This is a genomic window from Corynebacterium sp. HMSC05E07 (genome assembly GCF_001807225.1).
GTDB classification, from domain to species: Bacteria; Actinomycetota; Actinomycetes; order Mycobacteriales; family Mycobacteriaceae; genus Corynebacterium; species Corynebacterium singulare.
The window spans coordinates 23,540-43,628 of sequence record NZ_KV788205.1; the positions used below are offsets into that span (position 1 = coordinate 23,540).

The 20,089-nt window shown below is 60.5% G+C and carries 8 protein-coding genes; 5 read left to right on the forward strand and 3 right to left on the reverse strand.

The window, feature by feature from the left end:
* Positions 1 to 42 precede the first annotated feature (42 nt).
* Together HMPREF3149_RS01755 and mshA are read right to left on the reverse strand one after the other, a co-directional pair.
* Positions 43 to 792, reverse strand: a complete 750-nt coding sequence (locus tag HMPREF3149_RS01755; protein ID WP_070536155.1) for a phosphoglyceromutase — start codon at positions 790 to 792, stop codon at positions 43 to 45.
* A gap of 89 nt (positions 793 to 881) precedes the next feature.
* Positions 882 to 2,147, reverse strand: a complete 1,266-nt coding sequence (mshA, locus tag HMPREF3149_RS01760; protein ID WP_070536156.1) for a D-inositol-3-phosphate glycosyltransferase — start codon at positions 2,145 to 2,147, stop codon at positions 882 to 884.
* Positions 2,148 to 2,223: 76 nt separating this feature from the next.
* Here mshA and HMPREF3149_RS01765 point away from each other — a divergent pair, with 76 nt between their 5' ends.
* Complete coding sequence (locus HMPREF3149_RS01765; RefSeq protein WP_070536148.1) at positions 2,224 to 3,936, forward strand: long-chain-fatty-acid--CoA ligase; 1,713 nt, start codon at positions 2,224 to 2,226, stop codon at positions 3,934 to 3,936.
* A gap of 242 nt (positions 3,937 to 4,178) precedes the next feature.
* Positions 4,179 to 5,918, forward strand: coding sequence for a long-chain-fatty-acid--CoA ligase (locus HMPREF3149_RS01770; RefSeq protein WP_070536150.1), 1,740 nt, complete (start codon positions 4,179 to 4,181; stop codon positions 5,916 to 5,918).
* Here HMPREF3149_RS01770 and HMPREF3149_RS01775 read toward each other — a convergent pair.
* Entirely contained in the window at positions 5,915 to 6,832 is a 918-nt protein-coding gene (locus tag HMPREF3149_RS01775) for a hypothetical protein (protein WP_042529106.1), read from the reverse strand. The genes HMPREF3149_RS01770 and HMPREF3149_RS01775 overlap by 4 nt on opposite strands.
* A 381-nt stretch (positions 6,833 to 7,213) precedes the next feature.
* On the opposite strand from HMPREF3149_RS01775, the gene HMPREF3149_RS01780 reads away from it, so the two are divergent.
* The 3 genes from HMPREF3149_RS01780 (at position 7,214) to HMPREF3149_RS12875 (ending at position 20,017) form a co-directional block, all read left to right on the forward strand.
* Entirely contained in the window at positions 7,214 to 16,216 is a 9,003-nt protein-coding gene (locus HMPREF3149_RS01780; protein WP_070536153.1) for a type I polyketide synthase, read from the forward strand.
* A 1,482-nt stretch (positions 16,217 to 17,698) separates the two neighbouring features.
* Positions 17,699 to 18,760: a HesA/MoeB/ThiF family protein gene (locus tag HMPREF3149_RS12870; protein WP_083280739.1), complete on the forward strand. Its 1,062-nt coding sequence runs from the start codon at positions 17,699 to 17,701 to the stop codon at positions 18,758 to 18,760.
* Positions 18,761 to 18,781: 21 nt separating this feature from the next.
* Positions 18,782 to 20,017 (forward strand): MFS transporter, encoded by a 1,236-nt coding sequence (locus tag HMPREF3149_RS12875; RefSeq protein ID WP_083280740.1) that lies wholly within the window; start codon positions 18,782 to 18,784, stop codon positions 20,015 to 20,017.
* The last annotated feature ends 72 nt before the right edge of the window (positions 20,018 to 20,089 follow it).

The following is a 20,089-nucleotide window of genomic DNA, read 5'->3' on the forward strand; positions in this document are numbered from 1 at the left end:
TATAGGCTCCCTGGGGATTATGCGCAGTGCGCGAAAGCAGGACTACTGCTTCGCGCCCTGAGCAGCAACCGCGGCGGCGCCAGCAGCGGCTGCCTCCGGATCGAGGTAGTTGCCGCCTGGGTTCACCACAGAGCCGTCCTCAGCAATCTCGTAGACCAGCGGGATACCCGTCGGAATGTTGAGGCCGGCAATGTCGTCCTCAGAAATGTTGTCGAGGTGCTTGACCAAAGCGCGCAGGGAGTTGCCGTGCGCGGCAATGAGGACGGTCTCGCCCTTCTTGGCACGGGGGAGGATTTCCTCCTCGAAGTAAGGTACAAAGCGCTCGACGACGTCCTTGAGGCACTCAGTACGCGGAACCTCATCGAGGTTGGCGTAGCGCGGGTCGCCGGCCTGGGAGTATTCGGAGCCATCCTCAAGCTCCGGCGGCGGGGTGCCGTAGGAGCGGCGCCAAGCCATGAACTGCTCCTCACCGTACTTATCTTTAGTCTCTGCCTTGTTGAGGCCCTGCAGGGCGCCGTAGTGACGCTCGTTGAGGCGCCAGTCACGCACAACCGGAATCCAGTGGCGATCTGCGGCGTTGAGTGCGATGTTAGCGGTGCGGATGGCACGGCGGAGAAGAGAGGTGTAAACAACCTCCGGCAGGATGCCCTGCTCCTTGAGCAGCTCGCCGCCGCGCTTAGCCTCGCTCTCACCCTTGGCGGTGAGGTTGACGTCAACCCAACCGGTGAACTGGTTGGACTCGTTCCATTCGGACTGTCCGTGTCGAAGTAGAATCAGCTTTCCGTTACTCATAAACACCAGCATGCCACGTTTGCGGGCATTGCGCCTGTGAACCCAGGCACACTACCCCTGGGTGTGGGTTTGCGCCCACTTGTGTGGGTTTAGTAGCCAATTGCTCGGCGCGTATGGCAGTCCGGAATCTCAATACTCATCGCGTCGGCATAGATGTTTTCTAGTTGGGTCGCGGCGGCAGCCCAGCTGAACTGCTGGGCATGGTCGACGGCGGCTTCACCCATGGCGATGCGACGGGGGTCGTCATCAAGCAACTGCTCCAGAGCGTCAGCCCAGTCCGGCGCCGAATGGGAATGGACAAGGAGACCGGTGTCGCCGTCTGCAACAGCGATGGGCAGGCCGCCGACCGCAGCCGCAACCACGGGCGTTCCCGAGGCCTGCGCTTCCATGGCCACGAGGCCAAAAGACTCGTTGTAGCTGGGCACCGCCACAATGTCCGCTGCTTGATAGATGGCAACGAGCTCCTGCGGCGGGCGCGGGTGAAGGAAGCGGACAACCCGCTCGACCCCCAGATCGCGGGCCAAATTATGGTAGATCTCCGGCGAGGAATTCGCCCCAGAAGCTCCGCCGCAAATGATGACGCGGAGGCTACGATCCGGATCGCGTTCCATGAGCTCAGCCGTGGCGCGAATGAGAACCTCCGGCCCCTTGAACTTTTGCAGGCGCCCCACAAAGGCCACGACCTTGGTGTGGAGTGGAATGCCCAACTGGCGGCGGGCACGCTCCGTCATGCGATCGGTGCCCGGCGTGTACAGCTCTGTGTCTGCACCAGGGGAAACAACGACGATATTCTCCGGCGACGCATCGTAGTGCTCCACCAAGTCGCGCGTCTCTTGTGCGGTGTTGACCACGAGGATGTCAGCGTTGTCCACGAGCTGCTGCTCGCAAATGCGGCGAGCTTCGGTCTCCGGGGTGTCATCGAGAGTGCGGTGCACGTTCTTTACCGCGGCCAGGGTGTGCGCAGTATGCACGAGGGGCACATCCCACAGGTCCCGCAGCAGCCAACCCACTTGCCCGGAAAGCCAATAATGGGAGTGGATGACGTCATAGTCCACGTTGAAGCAGCGAGCAAAATTGAAGATTCCACCGGTAAAGGCGGCGAGCTGAGTGGGCAGTTCCTCCTTGCTCAGCCCCTCATACGGGCCAGCCACAATGTTGATAACGCGCAGGCGCTCCTCGACGTCCACCACCTCACCCTGACTCGGGCGTGTGGCGCGCGTGAAAACATCCACGGTGACGCCAAGGCGCGCAAGCTGACGGGCTGTATTGAGGACGTACACATTCATGCCACCGGCATCCCCTGATCCGGGCTGCTCAAGGGGTGAGGTGTGCATAGAAATCATCGCGATGCGCATAGTCATCCAGTGTATCCCGAATCAGAGAGAGTTATACTGGCCCCCAACTTGAGTTTCGTGACCGAAAGGTGAAGGAATGTCGGCATCAGAGTCCAAAGCGTGGCTGCAGTACTACCCAGAGTGGACCCCGCACACCCTGGAATATGGGGACACCACGCTTCTCGACGTCTACGACAACAACCTCGCACTCAACCCCGACAAACCCGCCACCTACTTCTTCGGCCGCACACAGACCTATGCGGAGCTGGATAAGCAGGTGCGCCGTGCCGCCGCCGGTCTTCGCGCCTTCGGCGTACGCCCAGGTGACCGCGTGGCTATCGTCGCCCCGAACTGCCCGCAGTTCATCGCGTCCTTCTGGGCCGTGCTCAAGCTGGGTGCCATCGCCGTACTCCACAACCCGCTCTACACCGCGCACGAGCTCGAGGGCCTGTTCCAGAACCACGGCGCGCGCATCGCCATTTCCTGGGACAAGACAGCGTCGACCTTGGAAAAGCTGCGCGCGACGACGAGCCTGGAGACCGTCGTCTCCATCAACATGATTAACGCCATGCCCACCCCACAGCGCCTGGCCCTGCGTCTGCCTATTCCGCCGCTGAAGGCCAAGCGCGAGCAGCTCACCGCGCCGGCCCCAAACACCGTGCCGTGGGAGTCCCTTGTGGGCAACGCTATCGGCGGCGATGGCTCCGACGTCCTCTCCCCGGAAGAAGTCACCAAGGACACCACCGCGATTATCCTGTACACCTCGGGCACCACGGGTAAGCCCAAAGGTGCGGAGCTGACTCACGGTAACTTGTTCTCCAACCTGCTCATGGGCAAGCATTGGGTTCCGGGCTTGGGCGACTCCCCGGAGCGTATGCTTGCGGCCCTGCCGTTCTTCCACGCCTACGGCCTCACCATGAATGCCACCTTGGCGCCGCTCATCGCCAGCGAGCTCGTTCTCCTGCCGAGCCCACAGATGCCCCTCATCATGCAGCTCATGAAGAAGCACACCCCAACCTGGATTCCGGGTGTGCCGACCCTCTACGAGCGCATCGTGGCTACGGCCGAGGAAGATGGTGTCTCCCTTGACGGCGTCCGCGCAGCCTTCTCCGGTGCATCCACCCTGCCGGTCAGCACAGTGGAGAAATGGGAAAAGTACACCGGCGGCATGCTGGTAGAGGGCTATGGTCTCACCGAGTGTTCTCCGATCATCGTGGGCAACCCCATGAGCTCCGACCGCCGTCCCGGCTATGTGGGCATCCCGTTCCCGGATACCGAAGTCCGCATCGCTAATCCGGATAACCTTGACGAAACCATGCCGGATGGCCAGGAGGGCGAAGTTTTGGCCCGCGGACCGCAGGTGTTCAAGGGCTACTTCGGCGATGAGGAAGCCACCAAGAATGCCTTCCACGGTGACTGGTTCCGCACCGGAGACATGGGCGTCATGGAGGACGACGGCTTCATCCGACTGGTAAGCCGCATCAAGGAAATCATCATTACCGGTGGCTTCAACGTCTACCCAGGCGAGGTTGAGGAAGTCCTGCTCTCTCACCCCGACGTCACGGAGGCAGCCGTCGTGGGCCGCCCGCGCTCGGATGGCTCCGAAGATGTTGTAGCCTGCATCATCTTGTCAGACGGTGCCGCTATGGATCCCGAAGGTCTCAAGGACTACTGCCGCGAGCGCCTTACCCGCTACAAGGTTCCGCGCACTTTCTACCACTTCGAGCACCTCGCCACCGACCAGCTGGGCAAGATCCGCCGCCGCGAGGTCCAAGCGGATCTGCTTGAGCGCCTTGAAGCAGAGAAATAAGCTCCACTCCCCTCACGTCTGGCCAGGACCTGGCTTACGGGCGAAAGCCCTATCAACAGCCACGGTTCTGGCCAGACGTGTGCGTTTTCCAGGTTTCTCCTCCCCATCCCTGCCTACCAGGGTCCCGAGCACATACTTTTAGTTATTAGAAGCAACTTTGCAAAGTTTTGCGAGACTCCTGTCACAAATTAGTTATACTGTTCCACACGTAACATATTTGACCACCTAAGGAGTTCGCGCGCATGACCGAATCCTCTGCCCACGCACCATCCGCCTACGAGACCAAGGCCTGGCTGCAGTATTACCCGGAATGGACCAAGCCCCATTTGGACTACGGCGACAAGACTCTCCTCGACTCCTATCAAGAGACCGTTGAGACTTATGGCGACCGACCAGCCACGTGGTTCTTCGGCCACCAGATGACTTACCGCGAGCTCGATACCCACGTGCGCGCCGCAGCGGCAGGACTCAAGGCTTTCGGCATTCGCCCGGGTGACCGCGTGGCGGTGGCACTGCCCAACTGTCCGCAGCACGTGGCCGTTTTTTACGCCATCTTGAAGCTGGGTGCCACCGTGGTGGAGCACAACCCGCTGTACACCGCGCCGGAGTTGGAGCCGCTCTTCAAGGACCACGCTGCCCGCGTGGCTGTGGTCTGGGACAAGTCGAGCCCGACCTTCGAGAAGCTGCGCGATTCCACCCCGTTGGAGACTATCGTGACGGTCAACATGATTGACGCCATGCCACGTCGAAAGCAGGTGCTCTTGCGCTTGCCTATTCCTTTTATCAAGGACAAGCGGGAGGAGCTCTCCGTCCCAGCACCCAATACCGTGCCATGGAGCGCCCTCACCGGCCGCGCCATCGGCGGACACGGCCACAAGCTGGTCAACGCGGACGTCGATCTCAACGACACCGCGCTCATCCTGTACACGTCAGGCACCACCGGCACACCGAAGGGCGCGGAGCTGACGCATTCCAACCTCTACTGCAACATGAAGATGGCAGAGTCGTGGGTTCCGTCCCTGGGTGACAAGCCTGAACGCATGCTGGCGGCTCTGCCTCTCTTCCACGTCTACGGCCTCACCCTGATCGCCGCTCTGGGCGTGCAGATTGGTGGCGAGCTCGTGCTCACGCCGGCACCGAAGATTCCTCTGCTGCTGGAGATCATGAAGAAGCGCCGCCCCACCTGGATGCCGGGCGTGCCCACCATCTATGCCAAGGTCATGGAAGCCGCCAAGAAGGAAGGAATCGACCTACATGGCATCGAGAACAGCCTCTCTGGTGCTGCTGCCCTGCCGCCTGAAATCGTCGAAGAGTGGGAGGCGCTCACCGGCGGCCTCCTCGTGGAAGGTTATGGCTTGACGGAGACCTCACCTATCGTGACGGTGAATCCGCTCAACACGAACCGCCGCCCTGGCTACATTGGTATTCCGTTCCCGGATACCGAGGTGCGCATCGGCAACCCAGATAACCTCGATGAAACCCAGCCGGACGGCACCGCGGGTGAGCTGCTCGTGCGCGGCCCGCAGGTGTTCAAGGGCTATTTCAACATGCCGGAAGCCACCGAGAATGCCTTCCACGACGGCTGGTACCGCACCGGTGATATGGCGATTATGGAGTCTGATGGCTTCATCAAGATTGTCTCCCGCATCAAGGAGATGATTATTACCGGCGGCTTCAATATCTACCCGGCTGAGGTCGAGGACGTCATCCGTCAGCACCCGGACGTGAACGCCGTGGCTGTCGTAGGTCTGCCCCGCGCAGACGGTTCTGAGGACGTGGTGGGCTGCATTGTGCTTAACGACGGCGCCGTGCTCGACCCCGAAGGCCTCAAGGACTACTGCCGCGAGCGCCTTACCCGCTATAAGGTTCCACGCAGGTTCTACCACTTCGAGCACTTGGCGTCGGACCAGCTAGGCAAAGTCCGCCGCCGCGAGGTGCAGAAGGATCTCATGGCGCTCATTGAAGAACACGCCAAGGCTTAAGCAGCGCGATCAACGTAACGCTTGAAGCGATCTGGGTTGAAGGTTGTGTAGAACTCCTCCCCAGCCCAGATCAACTGGCTCACCAAGGTGCTCAACTGGTGGTCCAGCTGCGCATCCGTATAGCCCCACGCGGTGGGAATGCGAGCAGCGGCAACGAAAACCAGATCCTCTTCTGCATCATGATGCACAGCCTCAATACGCGCGGAGTACGCATACTGGACGTCATTTTTGAACTCGGCCCAGCGCACAAGCGCATCGAAATCACACATACAACGCCCAGAGGGCGTCACTAGCCGCAGTTCAATATCGTCTGAGCCGTCCTGCGCTGCCTGCACGGTGATGGTGTGGTCATCAATAATGATGCTCACCGTGCCGTCGCCATGGTTCACAACGTGGACTGGGTGCCCGATCATGGCCAAGCGCGTAGCGCGTTGGTGCACGCGCCACAGCCCGACTGCTGAAACCTCGTAGACTTCACTGAAATAATGCGCGGGAACCGGCTTAAGCCCCGCACCACGCATGGGCCTGGAGGGTTCGTCCGGAAAGTGCTCATCGAATCGCGCAAAGACTGCCGAGAGTGACTTAGCGTATCCAGAAATAATGCTCTTAAGCTGAGAATTCGTGGCCGTCGACGGCAAATACGGCGCGGCATAAACGCGCAGATGCGAATGCTGTGCGGAGCTCCCACAGGCCTCAGCGACGACGTTGCCAGAGATCCCTCCACCATTGAAGTCGTTGACGTCCATACGCAAGGGCTGTCGGTCTGGGTCGAAGCGCACCGAGCCGCCCCAAAACCCAAGAATGGCAAGGCCGCCCATTTCTTCGTTGACGTCAATACTCATGTAGCCACCCGGAATCCGAACTGTGGGCAAGCCCATTTCGTTTTTCTCTAGCGTGCCAGCCAGCCTTTCCATGACCTTCCTCACGCGCCTAGCGCTGAGCACAGCTGGAGTTTTAGCCGGTTTTTGAGGTGCGGTTTGAGACATTGTCCCCCCTAGAATCTTGTGTAGTACGTGCATACTGAGCGAGCTGGTGATGAGTACCCCGTGCGCATCCCCCCGAGCTGCTGCAGTGCCGCCAAGAATACAAAAGGTTAGGCACCTTCGCTCGGCGAGAATCACGAGAGTGCCCCCACCCCCGCATCAAACGTGAGAAAAACCTCACATTTTGCGCGCGGGAGACCCTGTTTTCAACACCCTTCGACTACGGTGGCGTCATCATGATTAGTTATGTTTGGGAAACTAATGCCCAAGATCTAGTCAGACACCTATCCCCGACCAGCACAAAGAGGAAAAATGCCTATAACTCCGCTGCATTCTATGTCCCACCCAGCTGTCCTTTTCGCGGGTCAGGGCTCTGAATGGCAAAGCATCATCGCCTCCGCCACGCAAACCCCAGCTACTGCGCAACGCCTGCAGGAGGTTCTCTCCCAGGCTCGCACGCTCATTGCCCCAGTGGCCCGCACGGTGTCCTCCTCCGGCCCTGGTGCGGCGGAACGCCTGAAGCAGTTGATCGGCGGGAAGGCTGACCGCGAGCTCGGCGATGTGCTGCCAGCCGTCTCCATCCCGGGCATCGTGCTCGGCCAGATTGCTGCCATCGAACAGCTGCGCGACCTCGGCATCGACATCGATGAACGCGCTGGACATTCGCAGGGCAGCTTGGGCGCGTTGGCCGTCGACAAGCCTGTGGAAGCCCTCGCCCTGGCAATCCTGATGGGCACAGCCTCGACGGCGGTAAACGGTACCGATCCCCGCTCGCAGATGCTGTCCGTGCGGGGGCTGGAGCGCAGCTTTGTCACTGAACACCTGCACGGCACCGCTGCCATCGCCGTGGTCAACGGCCGGCGCCACTTTGCGCTTTCCGGCAGCCCCGAAGACCTGGCTGCCACCCGCACCGCCATCGAAGAAGCAGTAAAAAGCTTCAATGATGAGCTGGACAAGCGCACCATCGGCGGCGATGAGCTTAGCCCTCGCTTTGATGAGCTGCCCGTAGCTCTTCCCTTCCATAACCCGGTGCTCGCCCCAGCGGCTGAGCGCACCGTAGCCTTGGCTCAGAAGTGCGGCCTCGACGTGGATGAGGCCCGCGCGCAGGCAGAGGCCATCCTCGTCGCGGAACATGATTGGCCAGCCACGCTGGACGCACTCAGCTCCGAGCACCTCATCGTTCTTGACCGCGCGCTGACCAACCTCACCCGCCGTGTGGTGGAGGGCACGGGTGTCACGGTGATCTCGGCTGCTACCCCGCGGGAGCTCAATGCACTGGCAACGCCGGGCACTGAACTGCCCGAGGCCCTGAACTACGCCGACTTCGCTCCGCGCACCATCGAGCTTCCGAATGGCCGCACCTACACTCAGACCCGCTTCTCTGATCTCACGGGCCTTTCCCCCATCATGCTGGGCGGCATGACTCCAACCTCCGCTGACGGTGAGATCGTCGCCGCGGCAGCCAACGCCGGACACTGGACGGAGATGGCCGGTGGCGGCATGTACTCCGAGGAGGTCTTCCGCGCCCACCTGGCCACGATGGAACAGCACCTGCGCCCTGGCCGCACGGCGCAGTTCAACACCATGTTCTTCGACCGCTTCCTGTGGAACCTGCACTTTGGCCAAGCGCGCATCGTGCCCAGGTCCCGTGCGGCTGGTGCGCCATTCAACGGCGTGTGTATCTCCGCCGGCATTCCGGAAGTGGAGGAAGCTGGCGAATTGCTGGACCGCCTCCACGCCGATGGTTTCCCCTTCATCTCTTTCAAGCCCGGCACCGCGAAGCAGATTCGGGATGTTCTGGCGATCGCCACGGCCTACCCGGAGGACCGCATCATCATGCAGGTTGAGGACGGGCACGCCGGCGGCCACCACTCCTGGGTGAACCTCGATGACATGCTGCTGGAGACCTACGGTGAGATCCGCCAGCACCCCACTGTCTATCTGGCTGTGGGCGGCGGTATTGCCTCCCCGGACCGCGCCACCTCCTATCTCACCGGTGAGTGGGCTAAAAAGCACGCTATGCCGGCCATGCCTGTCGACGCCGTCTTCCTCGGCACCGTCGCCATGGCCACCAAGGAGGCCAAGGCCACGGATTCCGTCAAGGACCTGCTGGTCAACACGGAAGGCATTTCGCCTTCCAAGAACGGCGGATGGGTCGGCCGCGGCACCGGCGCGAACGGCGTGGCATCCTCGCAGTCCCACCTCTTGGCAGATATCCACGACCTGGATAATTCCTTCGCTGCCGCCTCGCGCCTCATCACGGCACTCAGCATTGACGAGTATGCGACGCACCGCGAGGAGATCATCGCCGCACTGGACAAGACCTGTAAGCCCTACTTTGGTGACGTAGAGTCCATGACGTATGCCGAATGGCTCGAGCGTTTCGTGGAGCTGGCACATCCGTTTGTGGACCCGAGCTGGGACGACCGTTTCCTCGATCTCTTGCACCGCGTCGAGGCCCGCCTGAACCCAGCGGATCACGGCCAGATTGAGACCCTCTTCACCAGCGGTGAAGACGTCCACGATGGCCCTGCGGCCGTGGCAAAGCTGCTGGAGGCTTACCCCGCCGCGCGCTCCACTGAGGTCTCTGCACGCGATGCTGCCTGGTGGATTTCGCTGCACTACAAGCACGTCAAACCCATGCCATGGGTACCCGCCATTGATGGCGACCTCAAGAGCTGGTTTGGCAAAGACACCTTGTGGCAAGCCCAGGATGAGCGCTATACCGCTGACCAGGTGCGCATCATCCCAGGCCCCGTCGCCGTGGCGGGCATCACCAAGAAGAACGAGCCGGTCGCTGACCTTCTTACCCGCTTCGAGCAAGCCACCACGGATGCGCTGCTGAAGCAGGGCTCAACACCGCAGAAGGCGTTTTCCCGCCTCAACTCCGCTGCCGATGCGGCCGCGTTCCTGCGCAGCGCCCCCTCACTGCTGTGGCACGGCCACCTCATGGCCAACCCGGCTTATGAGATGGATGAGAATGCCTTCGACCTGCGCCAGGATGCCGACGGCAACTGGGACATCGTCATCACGGCGGACTCGTATTGGGATGACCTCCCTGAGGAACAGCGCCCCTTCTACGTCCGTGAAGTCACCGTTCCGGTGGACCTCCCCGAGGACGTGGCCACGGGTGGCTCCCCGGTGGTTTCAGAAGAACGTCTGCCAGATTCCGTCTTTGCCCTCCTCGAAGGCCTGGCCGGTGTGGGTTCCACAGCCGAGCAGGGCGACGAGATCACGGACATGCCGTCTGTGGAATCGGGCTACTCCTTCCACTTTCCTGCTTCACTGCTGTCAGCACACAGTGCGGTAACCTGTGGAAATTCTGCGGCGGACAAGGCTGGTACCCCAGATGTACTTGTCGGCCCCTGCTGGCCGGCCATCTATGCGGCACTCGGCTCCGGGCGTTTGATGGACGGCTACCCGGTCATCGAAGGCCTGCTCAACGCGGTGCATTTGGACCACGTCATCGACGTGCGCGTGCCACTAGAGCAGCTTGCCGACGGCCGCCAGATAGACGTCACCTCCTCCTGCACCGCCGTGGAGGAATCCGCCTCCGGGCGCATCGTCACCGTGGAGCTGGAACTCACGGATCACGCCTCTGGTGACATCGTAGCCACGCAGATGCACCGCTTTGCCATCCGTGGGCGCGCCACCGGCACCGCGGCACCGAAGCCCGCGCCGGAATGGGGCGGGGGTAAGTCCGCCACCAAGGTGGTGGCTACCCCACGCTCCTTTGTCGACCGCGCTACCGTGACTGCCCCGCAGGATATGACGCCATTTGCGCTGGTTTCGGGCGACTACAACCCCATCCACACCTCCTATAACGCGGCCCAGTTGGTCAACTTGGACGCACCTCTGGTGCACGGCATGTGGCTCTCGGCCGCCGCCCAGCAGGTGGCCGGGCGTCACGGCCGCGTGGTGGGCTGGACCTACTCCATGTATGGAATGGTGCAGCTGGGTGATGACATTGAGATCACCGTCGAGCGCGTCGGCCGCAAAGGCATCCGCCAAGCACTCGAGGTCACCTGCCGCATCGACGGCGAGGTAGTCTCCCGCGGCCAGGCCCTGCTCGCCGCGCCAACCACGGCCTACGTCTACCCCGGCCAGGGCATCCAGACCGAAGGTATGGGCAAGGGTGACCGCCACGCTTCCCCGGCAGCTCGCGAGGCCTGGCGCCGTGCCGATGCGCATACCCGCGAGAACCTGGGCTTTAGCATCCAGAAGATCATCGATGAGAACCCCACGGAACTCACCGTTCGGGGTACTACCTTCCGTCACCCGAAGGGCGTGCTGCACCTGACCCAGTTCACGCAGGTGGCCCTGGCCGTGGTGGCCTATGCCCAGACCGAGCGCCTGCGCGCCGAGGACACACTGGCGCCGACCTCCTACTTCGCCGGCCACTCCCTGGGCGAATACACCGCGCTGGCCTCGCTGGCGAATATCTTTGACCTCGAGGGCGTTATTGACATCGTTTACTCCCGCGGCTCCGCCATGGGCAGCCTGGTGCCGCGCGACGAAGAAGGTAACTCCGAATACGCCATGGCGGCACTGCGCCCGAACATGGCGGGCATTGATGCGGACAACGTCGATGCCTGGGTCGCTGAGCTCGCTGAGACTACCAGCGAGTTCCTAGAGATCGTGAACTACAACATCCGCGGCCAGCAGTACTCCGTTGCCGGCACCAAGAAGGGACTCAAGGCCCTGGTAGACAAGGCCAATGCCATCGCCCCGCGCGCAGCCGTTATGGTCCCGGGGATTGATGTTCCTTTCCACTCCCGTGTGCTGCGCGAGGGCGTGCCGGCCTTCGCTGAGAAGCTCGATGAGCTGCTGCCGCAGGAGCTGGACCTCGATGCCCTGGTAGGCCGCTATATCCCGAACCTGGTGGCCCGCCCCTTCGAGCTCACCCAAGACTTCGTCGACGCCGTGGCACCGCTGGCTCCCTCCGGCAAGCTGGACGGGCTGAAGGTGGAGGATCTTTCCGAGCACGAGCTCGCCCGCCTGCTGCTCATCGAGCTACTGTCCTGGCAGTTCGCTTCGCCTGTGCGCTGGATTGAGACCCAGGAGCTCCTCTTTGGCAAGGTCGAGCAGATCATCGAGGTCGGCTTGGCTTCTTCCCCGACGCTGACCAACCTGGCCACCCGCTCGCTGGCCGTCGCCGGCATCCCGGAGGGCACCATCCGCGTGCTCAATGTGGAGCGAGACCAGGAGCAGGTCATGCTTGCCGACGTCTCCGAGGCCCCCGCCGCCGAACCGGCACCGGAAGCCGACGCCGAGGAGGCACCGCAAGCCAACGAGGCACCAGCCGAGGTTCCGGCTGAGGCAGCTCCGACTGCACCAACTCCTGCACCTACCGCGTCAGCTGCGAGCGACGCCCCCGAACTGCGCTTCGGCGCCGCCGAGGCCATCATGGTGCTCTTCGCCTTCCAAAACAAGATTCGCGTGGATCAGATTATGGACTCCGACACCGTGGAGGAGCTGACCAACGGCGTGTCCTCGCGCCGCAACCAGCTCCTGATGGACATGTCCGCTGAGATCGGCGTGCCTGCAATCGACGGCGCCGCAGACGCCGACGTCGCCTCGCTGCGCGAGAAGGTCAACGCCGCCGCCCCTGGCTACGCGCCTTTCGGCAGCGTCCTTGGCGAGGCCGTCACCGCACGCCTGCGCCAGCTGCTCGGTGCTGCGGGCCTCAAGCCCGCCGCGGTGGCCGAGTACGTCACCGGCACCTGGGGCCTGCCCGAGTCTTGGGTCGCCCACGTCGAGGCCGAAATCCTGCTCGGCTCCCGCGACGAGGATTCCGTCCGCGGCGGCAGCCTGAACACGGTTCCGTCCAGCGCCACCAGCAAGTCCGCGGCGCACGAGCTTATCGACGCCGCCGTCCAGGGCGTCGCCAATGCGCACGGCGCCAGTGTCTCCAAGGACACTGGCGCAGGTGGAGCCTCCGGCGGGGTCGTGGATTCCGCCGCCCTCGAGGCCTACGCCGAGACCGTGACCGGTGAGAACGGCGTACTCGCCACCGTGGCCCGCCAGGTCCTCACCCAGCTCGGCCACGTCGCCGAGCCTGCCGAGGCCACCGCCCCAGACACCGAGGTCATCGAGGCCGTCGAGGCCGAGCTCGGTTCCGGCTGGCTCAAGTCCGTCACCCCTTCTTTCGACGCGGCACACGCCGTGCTTTTCGACGACGCCTGGGCCATCGCCCGCGAGCGCCTCGCCCGCGTAGCACTCGGTGAGATCGATGCCGACGACGAGCGCGCGCAGCCAGCCGCCTTCCAGGGCGCCGGCGCCACCGTGGCTGAACAGGCCCGTTGGTGGGCACGCTCGGGCAACACCGCCGTCGACTCTGCCTACTTCGAGCAGATAGCAGCAGCCGCCGAGTCCACCGAACACGGCGCTTACGCCGGCGACGTCGCCCTCGTCACCGGTGCCGCTCCTGGCTCCATCGCCGCCGCGCTTGTCGAGCGCCTCCTCGCAGGCGGCGCAACCGTCATCATGACGGCATCGCGAGTGACCCAATCCCGTAAGGAATTCGCCCGCCGCCTCTACGCCGAGCACGGCCGCCAGGGATCTGCCCTGTGGTTGGTTCCAGCCAACCTCACCAGCTTCCGCGACGTGGACTCCCTGGTTGAGTGGATCGGCTCCGAGCAGCGCGAATCCGTGGGCAACGAGGTGAAGATTCTCAAGCCAGCGCTCACCCCAACCTTGGCATTCCCATTCGCGGCACCATCTGTTTCCGGCTCGCTCGCAGACGCCGGTTCCTCCACGGAATCCCAGGCTCGCCTGCTGCTGTGGTCGGTCGAGCGCCTCATCGGCGGCCTCTCTGACCTCGCGGTCAAGGCCCCGAGCCCCACCCGGTGCCACGTGGTCCTGCCGGGCTCGCCCAACCGCGGCACCTTCGGCGGCGACGGCGCTTATGGCGAAGTCAAGGCCGCGCTCGACGCCATCCTGGCCAAGTGGAACGTCGAGGCTGGTTGGCCTGCCGGCGTCACCCTTGCGCAAGCCAAGATCGGCTGGGTCGCAGGCACTCACCTCATGGGCGGCAACGACGTCCTCGTTCCAGCCGCGCAGAAGGCCGGCATCCACGTCTGGTCGCCGGAGGAAATTTCCTCTGAGCTGCTAGACCTAGCTTCCGCCGAGTCCCGCGCCCGCGCCACCGAACGCCCGATCGAGGCAGACCTCACCGGCGGTCTCGAAGGCTTCTCGCTGACTTCTCTAGAGGTCGAGAAGCCTGCTGCGCAGTCCGCTGCAGAGGGTGCCGCCAAGGACACCACCGCCCGCATCAAGGCACTGCCTTCCCCGGCGCGCCCGGTGCAGCCGCAGCTGGCTGAGGAACTTGGCGACATCACCACCGACCTCGACGACATGGTCGTCATCGCCGGTATCGGCGAGGTGAGCTCCTGGGGTTCCGGCCGCACCCGCTTCGAGGCCGAGTATGGCCTGCAGCGCGACGGCTCCGCCGAGCTGACCGCCGCCGGTGTCATCGAGCTCGCGTGGATGACCGGCCTCATTGCATGGCGCGAGGAGCCCGCGCCGGGCTGGTTCGTCGGCGAGACTGACGAACAGATTGCGGAAGAGGACATCTACGAGCGCTTCCGCGACGAGGTCGTGGCCCGCGCCGGCGTCCGCGAGCTCACCGATAAGTACCACCTGGTTGACCGTGGCTCCATCGACCTGACCACGGTGTTCTTGGACCGCGACATCACCTTCACCGTCGATTCCGAGGCCACCGCCCGCGATATCGCCGAGGCCGACCCAGAGTTCACCAGCATCCGCGAGGCTGACGGCGAGTGGGAGGTCACCCGCCGCAAGGGCGCCACCGCAAAGGTGCCGCGCAAGGCCACGCTCACCCGCACCGTGGCCGCGCAGATGCCGGACAACTTCGACGCGGCCCGCTGGGGCATCCCGGACCACATGCTTGACTCGCTCGACCGCATGGCGGTCTGGAACCTGGTCACGGCCGTCGACGCCTTCATCCAGGCTGGCTTCTCCCCTGCTGAACTGCTGCAGTCCATCCACCCAGGCCAGGTTTCCACCACGCAGGGCACCGGCATCGGCGGCATGGAGTCCCTGCACAAGGTCTTCGTTTCCCGCTTCTTGGGCGAGGACCGCCCCTCCGACATCCTGCAGGAAGCCCTACCCAACGTCATCGCGGCGCACACCATGCAATCGCTGGTCGGCGGCTACGGCTCGATGATTCACCCCATCGGCGCGTGCGCGACGGCGGCGGTCTCGATTGAAGAGGGCGTCGACAAGATTGCGCTGGGTAAAGCCGACGTCGTGGTCGCTGGTGGTATCGACGACGTTCAGGTCGAGTCGCTGCAGGGCTTTGGCGATATGAACGCCACCGCAGAGACCGCAGCGATGACTGCGAAGGGCATCGACAAGCGCTTCATCTCCCGCGCCAACGACCGCCGCCGCGGCGGATTCCTCGAGGGCGAGGGCGGCGGCACCGTCCTGCTTGTGCGAGGTAGCCTCGCGCAAGAGCTGGGCCTTCCTGTGCTCGCCGTGGTCGCCCACGCCGCTTCCTACGGCGACGGCGCCCACACCTCCATCCCGGCTCCGGGCCTCGGCGCCCTGGGCGCCGGTCGTGGTCGCGAGAACTCTCGTCTCGCACGCTCGCTGCGCGGACTGAGCCTGACACCCAACGACGTCAGCGTCCTGTCCAAGCACGACACCTCCACCAACGCCAACGATCCCAACGAGTCGGAGCTGCACTCCATCCTGTGGCCGGCCATCGGGCGCGACGCGGATCAACCGATGTTTGTCATCTCCCAAAAGACGCTCACCGGCCACTCCAAAGCCGGCGCCGCGCTCTTCCAGACCGGCGGTATCATCGACGTCTTCCGCACCGGGCGCATCCCGGCCAACGTGTCGCTGGACTGCGTTGATCCGCTCATCGCACCGAAGGCGAAAAACCTGGTGTGGCTGCGTTCGCCGCTGGATCTGGCAGCCGCGGGCCGCAGTGTGAAGGCAGCGGCGCTGACCTCACTCGGCTTCGGACACGTCGGCGCGCTCATTGTGTACGCGCACCCGGGCGTGTTTGAGGAGGCCATCAAGCAGCAACGCGGCACTGACGCTGCAGCTGCTTGGCGCGAGCGTGCCGAGCAGCGCCTCGCCGCGGGTCACGCCCGCTTCGAGGCAGGCATGCTGGGCCGCGCGCCGCTCTTCGAGGTCATCGACGGCCGCCGCATGCCGCACGCCGACACCAAGGTGATGATTGACGGCTACGGCCTCGTCGACGCCGACAAGGCCGCGGAAATCTCCATGCTTCTCGACGCCGATGCGCGCCTGGGCGCAACCGGTGAATTCCCGAGTGCGTAGCCTCTAGCAATTAGGGCCAGTTCAAGTACGAACTGGCCCTTTCCTTTCGGACTAACCTCGTTTCGCTCTATGTCGCGACGATATTTGCTCACCAACGCTTTTCAATTAAATGTTCCATCACACGCTTTCAAACATCCGCCGAAAAATATTGACAAGCATGATTACGGAATCAGCGATTATGCCAGCTTCACGGCGCGATGAGTTCGGTGCGTGTTTTATCGAATGAGCTAACGAAACTGCCTTACGAACAAAACTACGCAGTTCACTATTCGCTGGTCCTGGAAGTTCTACTTCAACAACTCGTGCCAGCCGATTTTTTGAGTTTCCCTCATTAAATTTATCCGCATCATCACCATTCCGTAAGTGACGAGTTTCGTCAAAGGCTACGCGGTTCAATTCATGTTGGCGGACATGAAAACTGACCAGTGGCGGACACGGGATTTAGGGGTTTGGGGAGTTTTTATTGGGGGTAGGAAAATAAGGGGTCTTCATCCGATGTTCGATAGAAGAGTCTAACCGGACTCATCTAGCGAAAAGCATGGACGGACCTGACTCCGTCTCTAATCAGCAGCAATTGTCTTCTAGAAGAAGTAGGGGTGAAGTTGAGGTGTCAGGTCTGTGGCCCCGCCGTCGCCGATGGTGACTCCAACACCGGGTTCCTCGTGCCTATCGAAGGCAACCACAGCACGCGGCCGCGCCGTCGGCACGTTCCGTGAAATCACATGTGCCAAGCTTCACGGACCTCATGCCACAGGTGCGCCCGACACCGAACAACACGGCTCCCATCGGTCGGCTGATGCACCACGTCATCGTCGTTCGAACTCGAGGAGCATCCCAGCGCTAGATCGACGTCACAACAGGGCTCTGAACCAGAGGGGATAAGTTCGCTTACCATACTCCAACAGGACGACTCAATCATTCGAACACGCCTTGCCCCCGTGGTGTCCGCCACTGGTCAGTTTCTCATGGCCATAGGTGGACTTTTTATGTCCGCCTCCGGTCAGCTTTTCATGTCCGCTAACAATTCATCGAGAATGCGAACCCCCCGATTACCGACATCACTGAAGTCAAACGTTAGCGTTTTAACGTCATAACACTAACACTAAAACACCACTCAACCACCGCAATCATTGGGCAAGTTGGCCATAGTCAAAGCTGTGACCCTGGAAACTCGAAAGACGTCACAGCAACAAACCACCACCCCAGACAACCTTCACATGAGATGCCTTTTAAACATTATGATATATGTCCTACGTTCACCCCTTAGAGATTTAAATTATATTTTTCATTGACTGTGCTTTGGATCCCTGCTACCTTGTCTGTAACTTCACTTATGAAAGGAGGAGGCCAATGTCATTCGATTTTGAAGTGATTTCCACCCAGAATCTGATGGAAGCCCACCGCGTTGGACAGGCATAAAACATCAGACAACCACGGGGACCTGAATACATTCGGGCCCCCTTTTTTACTTTAAGGAGAACAATGTCCTTGATATCATTCCGGACCGCCCATGAAGTTAGGCCTCTAGGGGATGGCAGGTCAGTTGTTGGATCAAACACGGCAGGAATCGGCCACTATGTCCAAGATCCAGACCACCATCTCCAAAAATTGAATAAAATTTTAAACGGCACCCTAAATCAGCAAGAAGCTACCGAACAGATCGCTAAGCAAACGGGAATTTCTCCCTTTAATGCACATACTCTGCTCGAGAAGCTAATCCAGCTAGGACACATTGAGGCCATTTCTCAACCCAACTTAACCCCAGAACAACAGACTCGTTTTTCTCGCAGTACTGCGCTCTACTCATGGCTAGGCGGATTTGGGAAATTTGATCGATGGGCTCCTCAAGAAATTATCTGCTCGTCGAGCATTTGCATTTTAGGGGCCGGAGGCATTGGATCTAGCATCGCGTTACAGATGGCCGCAAGTGGAATAGGAAAAATAACTCTCGTTGATTTTGACACTGTCGAGTTGTCCAACCTGAATCGACAAATTGCTTATTCGGAAAAATCTATCGGCAAATTAAAGACTGATGAACTCAAAAATAGGATTAGAGAGTTAAATAGCGATTGCTCAGTACGTACGATCGAGCGAAAAATTGAAGGAGTAGAGGAATTAATTCCCATTTTCAAGGAAGCAGATCTAGTTATAAGAGCAATCGACAACCCACCCGAATCGGCATATTGGGTATCAGAAGCCGCAATAGCCACCAAAAGGCCCTGGATTGACTGCAGCTACGCCGGGCCGATGGCGGTTTGCGCGACTTTTGTCCCCGGAACGACAGGGTGCTACCGATGCCTTCGAGAAAGTGAAAAACAACGGCTGCAACAGAATAATATTTCTGGACTCTATGAGGAAACCCCTCTTGGAATTAACGCTGCGATAGCACCTATCGTGTCAATAGCCAGTGCATTGGCTTCACTCGAAGCCTTAAGGTTCTTAGTCTCAAGAACCAACTTATCTATGGGCAAAGTTCTACATCAAAACCTTGCAGACTATTCAAATCAATATTCCATTGATTTCCCCTCGTCTTGCCAACATTAGCCTTCATGAAAGGACTAAGAAATGGCCACCTTAATGAGTATTCCTGGCTATCGCCGCTTAGTCGGAACAATGGCGTTCAACCAAACTGGTTATGCAATGGCTTCAGTAATAGTTCCACTATTGATTTTTGACATAAGCAAAAACGCCACACTGGCAGGATCAGTATCAGCTTTTGGAACAGGTTCGCTTATTCTTTTGAGCCTGTTTGCCGGTGCATTAACAGATAAGTTTCATCCCTCAGTAGTGCTAAAACGAGTTACTCTCGCTCAAACGATCATTTGGATCAGCATTGCTCTCATGCTCTCCTTTAGTGATCTTCCGTTACTCCCCATAGTTTTATGCATCGTTCTCGCTTCCGCGCTCTCTGCATTCGACGCACCAAGCGAACAAAGTCTCATCAAGCAGATGGTCCCTACAAGCGATCTAGGTACAGCAAATGCTATCGCGCATGGACGTGAATCCACTGCGGAAGTTTTCGGCGGACCGAGCGCCGGACTTCTTTACGGTTTAAACCCCCACTTAGCTCTTTTTGTCCAGGGAGCATTCCATGCCATCGCCTGCGCTCTCGTTCCTCGAAAGCCTAATTCAGCGTCAGCAAATCAGCTACCCGAAGAACACGACACAAATGTTTCTGTTTTAAAGTCCTCGACTGATGGGTTCCGTTTTGTATTTAGCCACACAGGGCTGCGCGCAATCACTCTCGTGGCAGCCGTTGCCAACATTCCAATGTCAGCTTTTATCTTGGTACTGATTTTTTCATACCGCGCTACAGGAGAATCTGCATTCATTATCGGTTTGATTTCAGCATCTTTTGGATCCGGTGTCATCGTAGGTTCTTTTTTGGCCAGCAAGCTAGCAGAGGTTGTACCACTAGGAAAACTTGGCACTATAGCTTTACTTACCTTCACAATAAGCCTTATTGTGCTTACCACACTACATAGCAATACGGTCGCCACCATCATTGCTTTGTTTATCGCGGGTCTACCCCTAGCGTCTTTTAATACTGCAATTGGGGCTTTTACTGCCGCCATTACCCCTGACTACCGAATGGGCGCAGTAACCACAGCTTCTACCATTCCTGGAATATTTCTCATGCCATTCGGAGCATTTCTCGCTGGCTTTGGATTTGAGCACTGGGGAGCTTCAACAACACTCGGACTCATTTCAACAATCGCGCTCATTGCCACCATGATGACGCTAACCTCAGCGGTTCGCGGAATACCATTGCTATCTCAACTCGACGAAGTTCAATCCTGATAGTTCCACTCTGCACTGTAATGCTCTTAAAATAAGGATTACCGGCCCTTCCGGTTTTAGAGTGCGTTGATT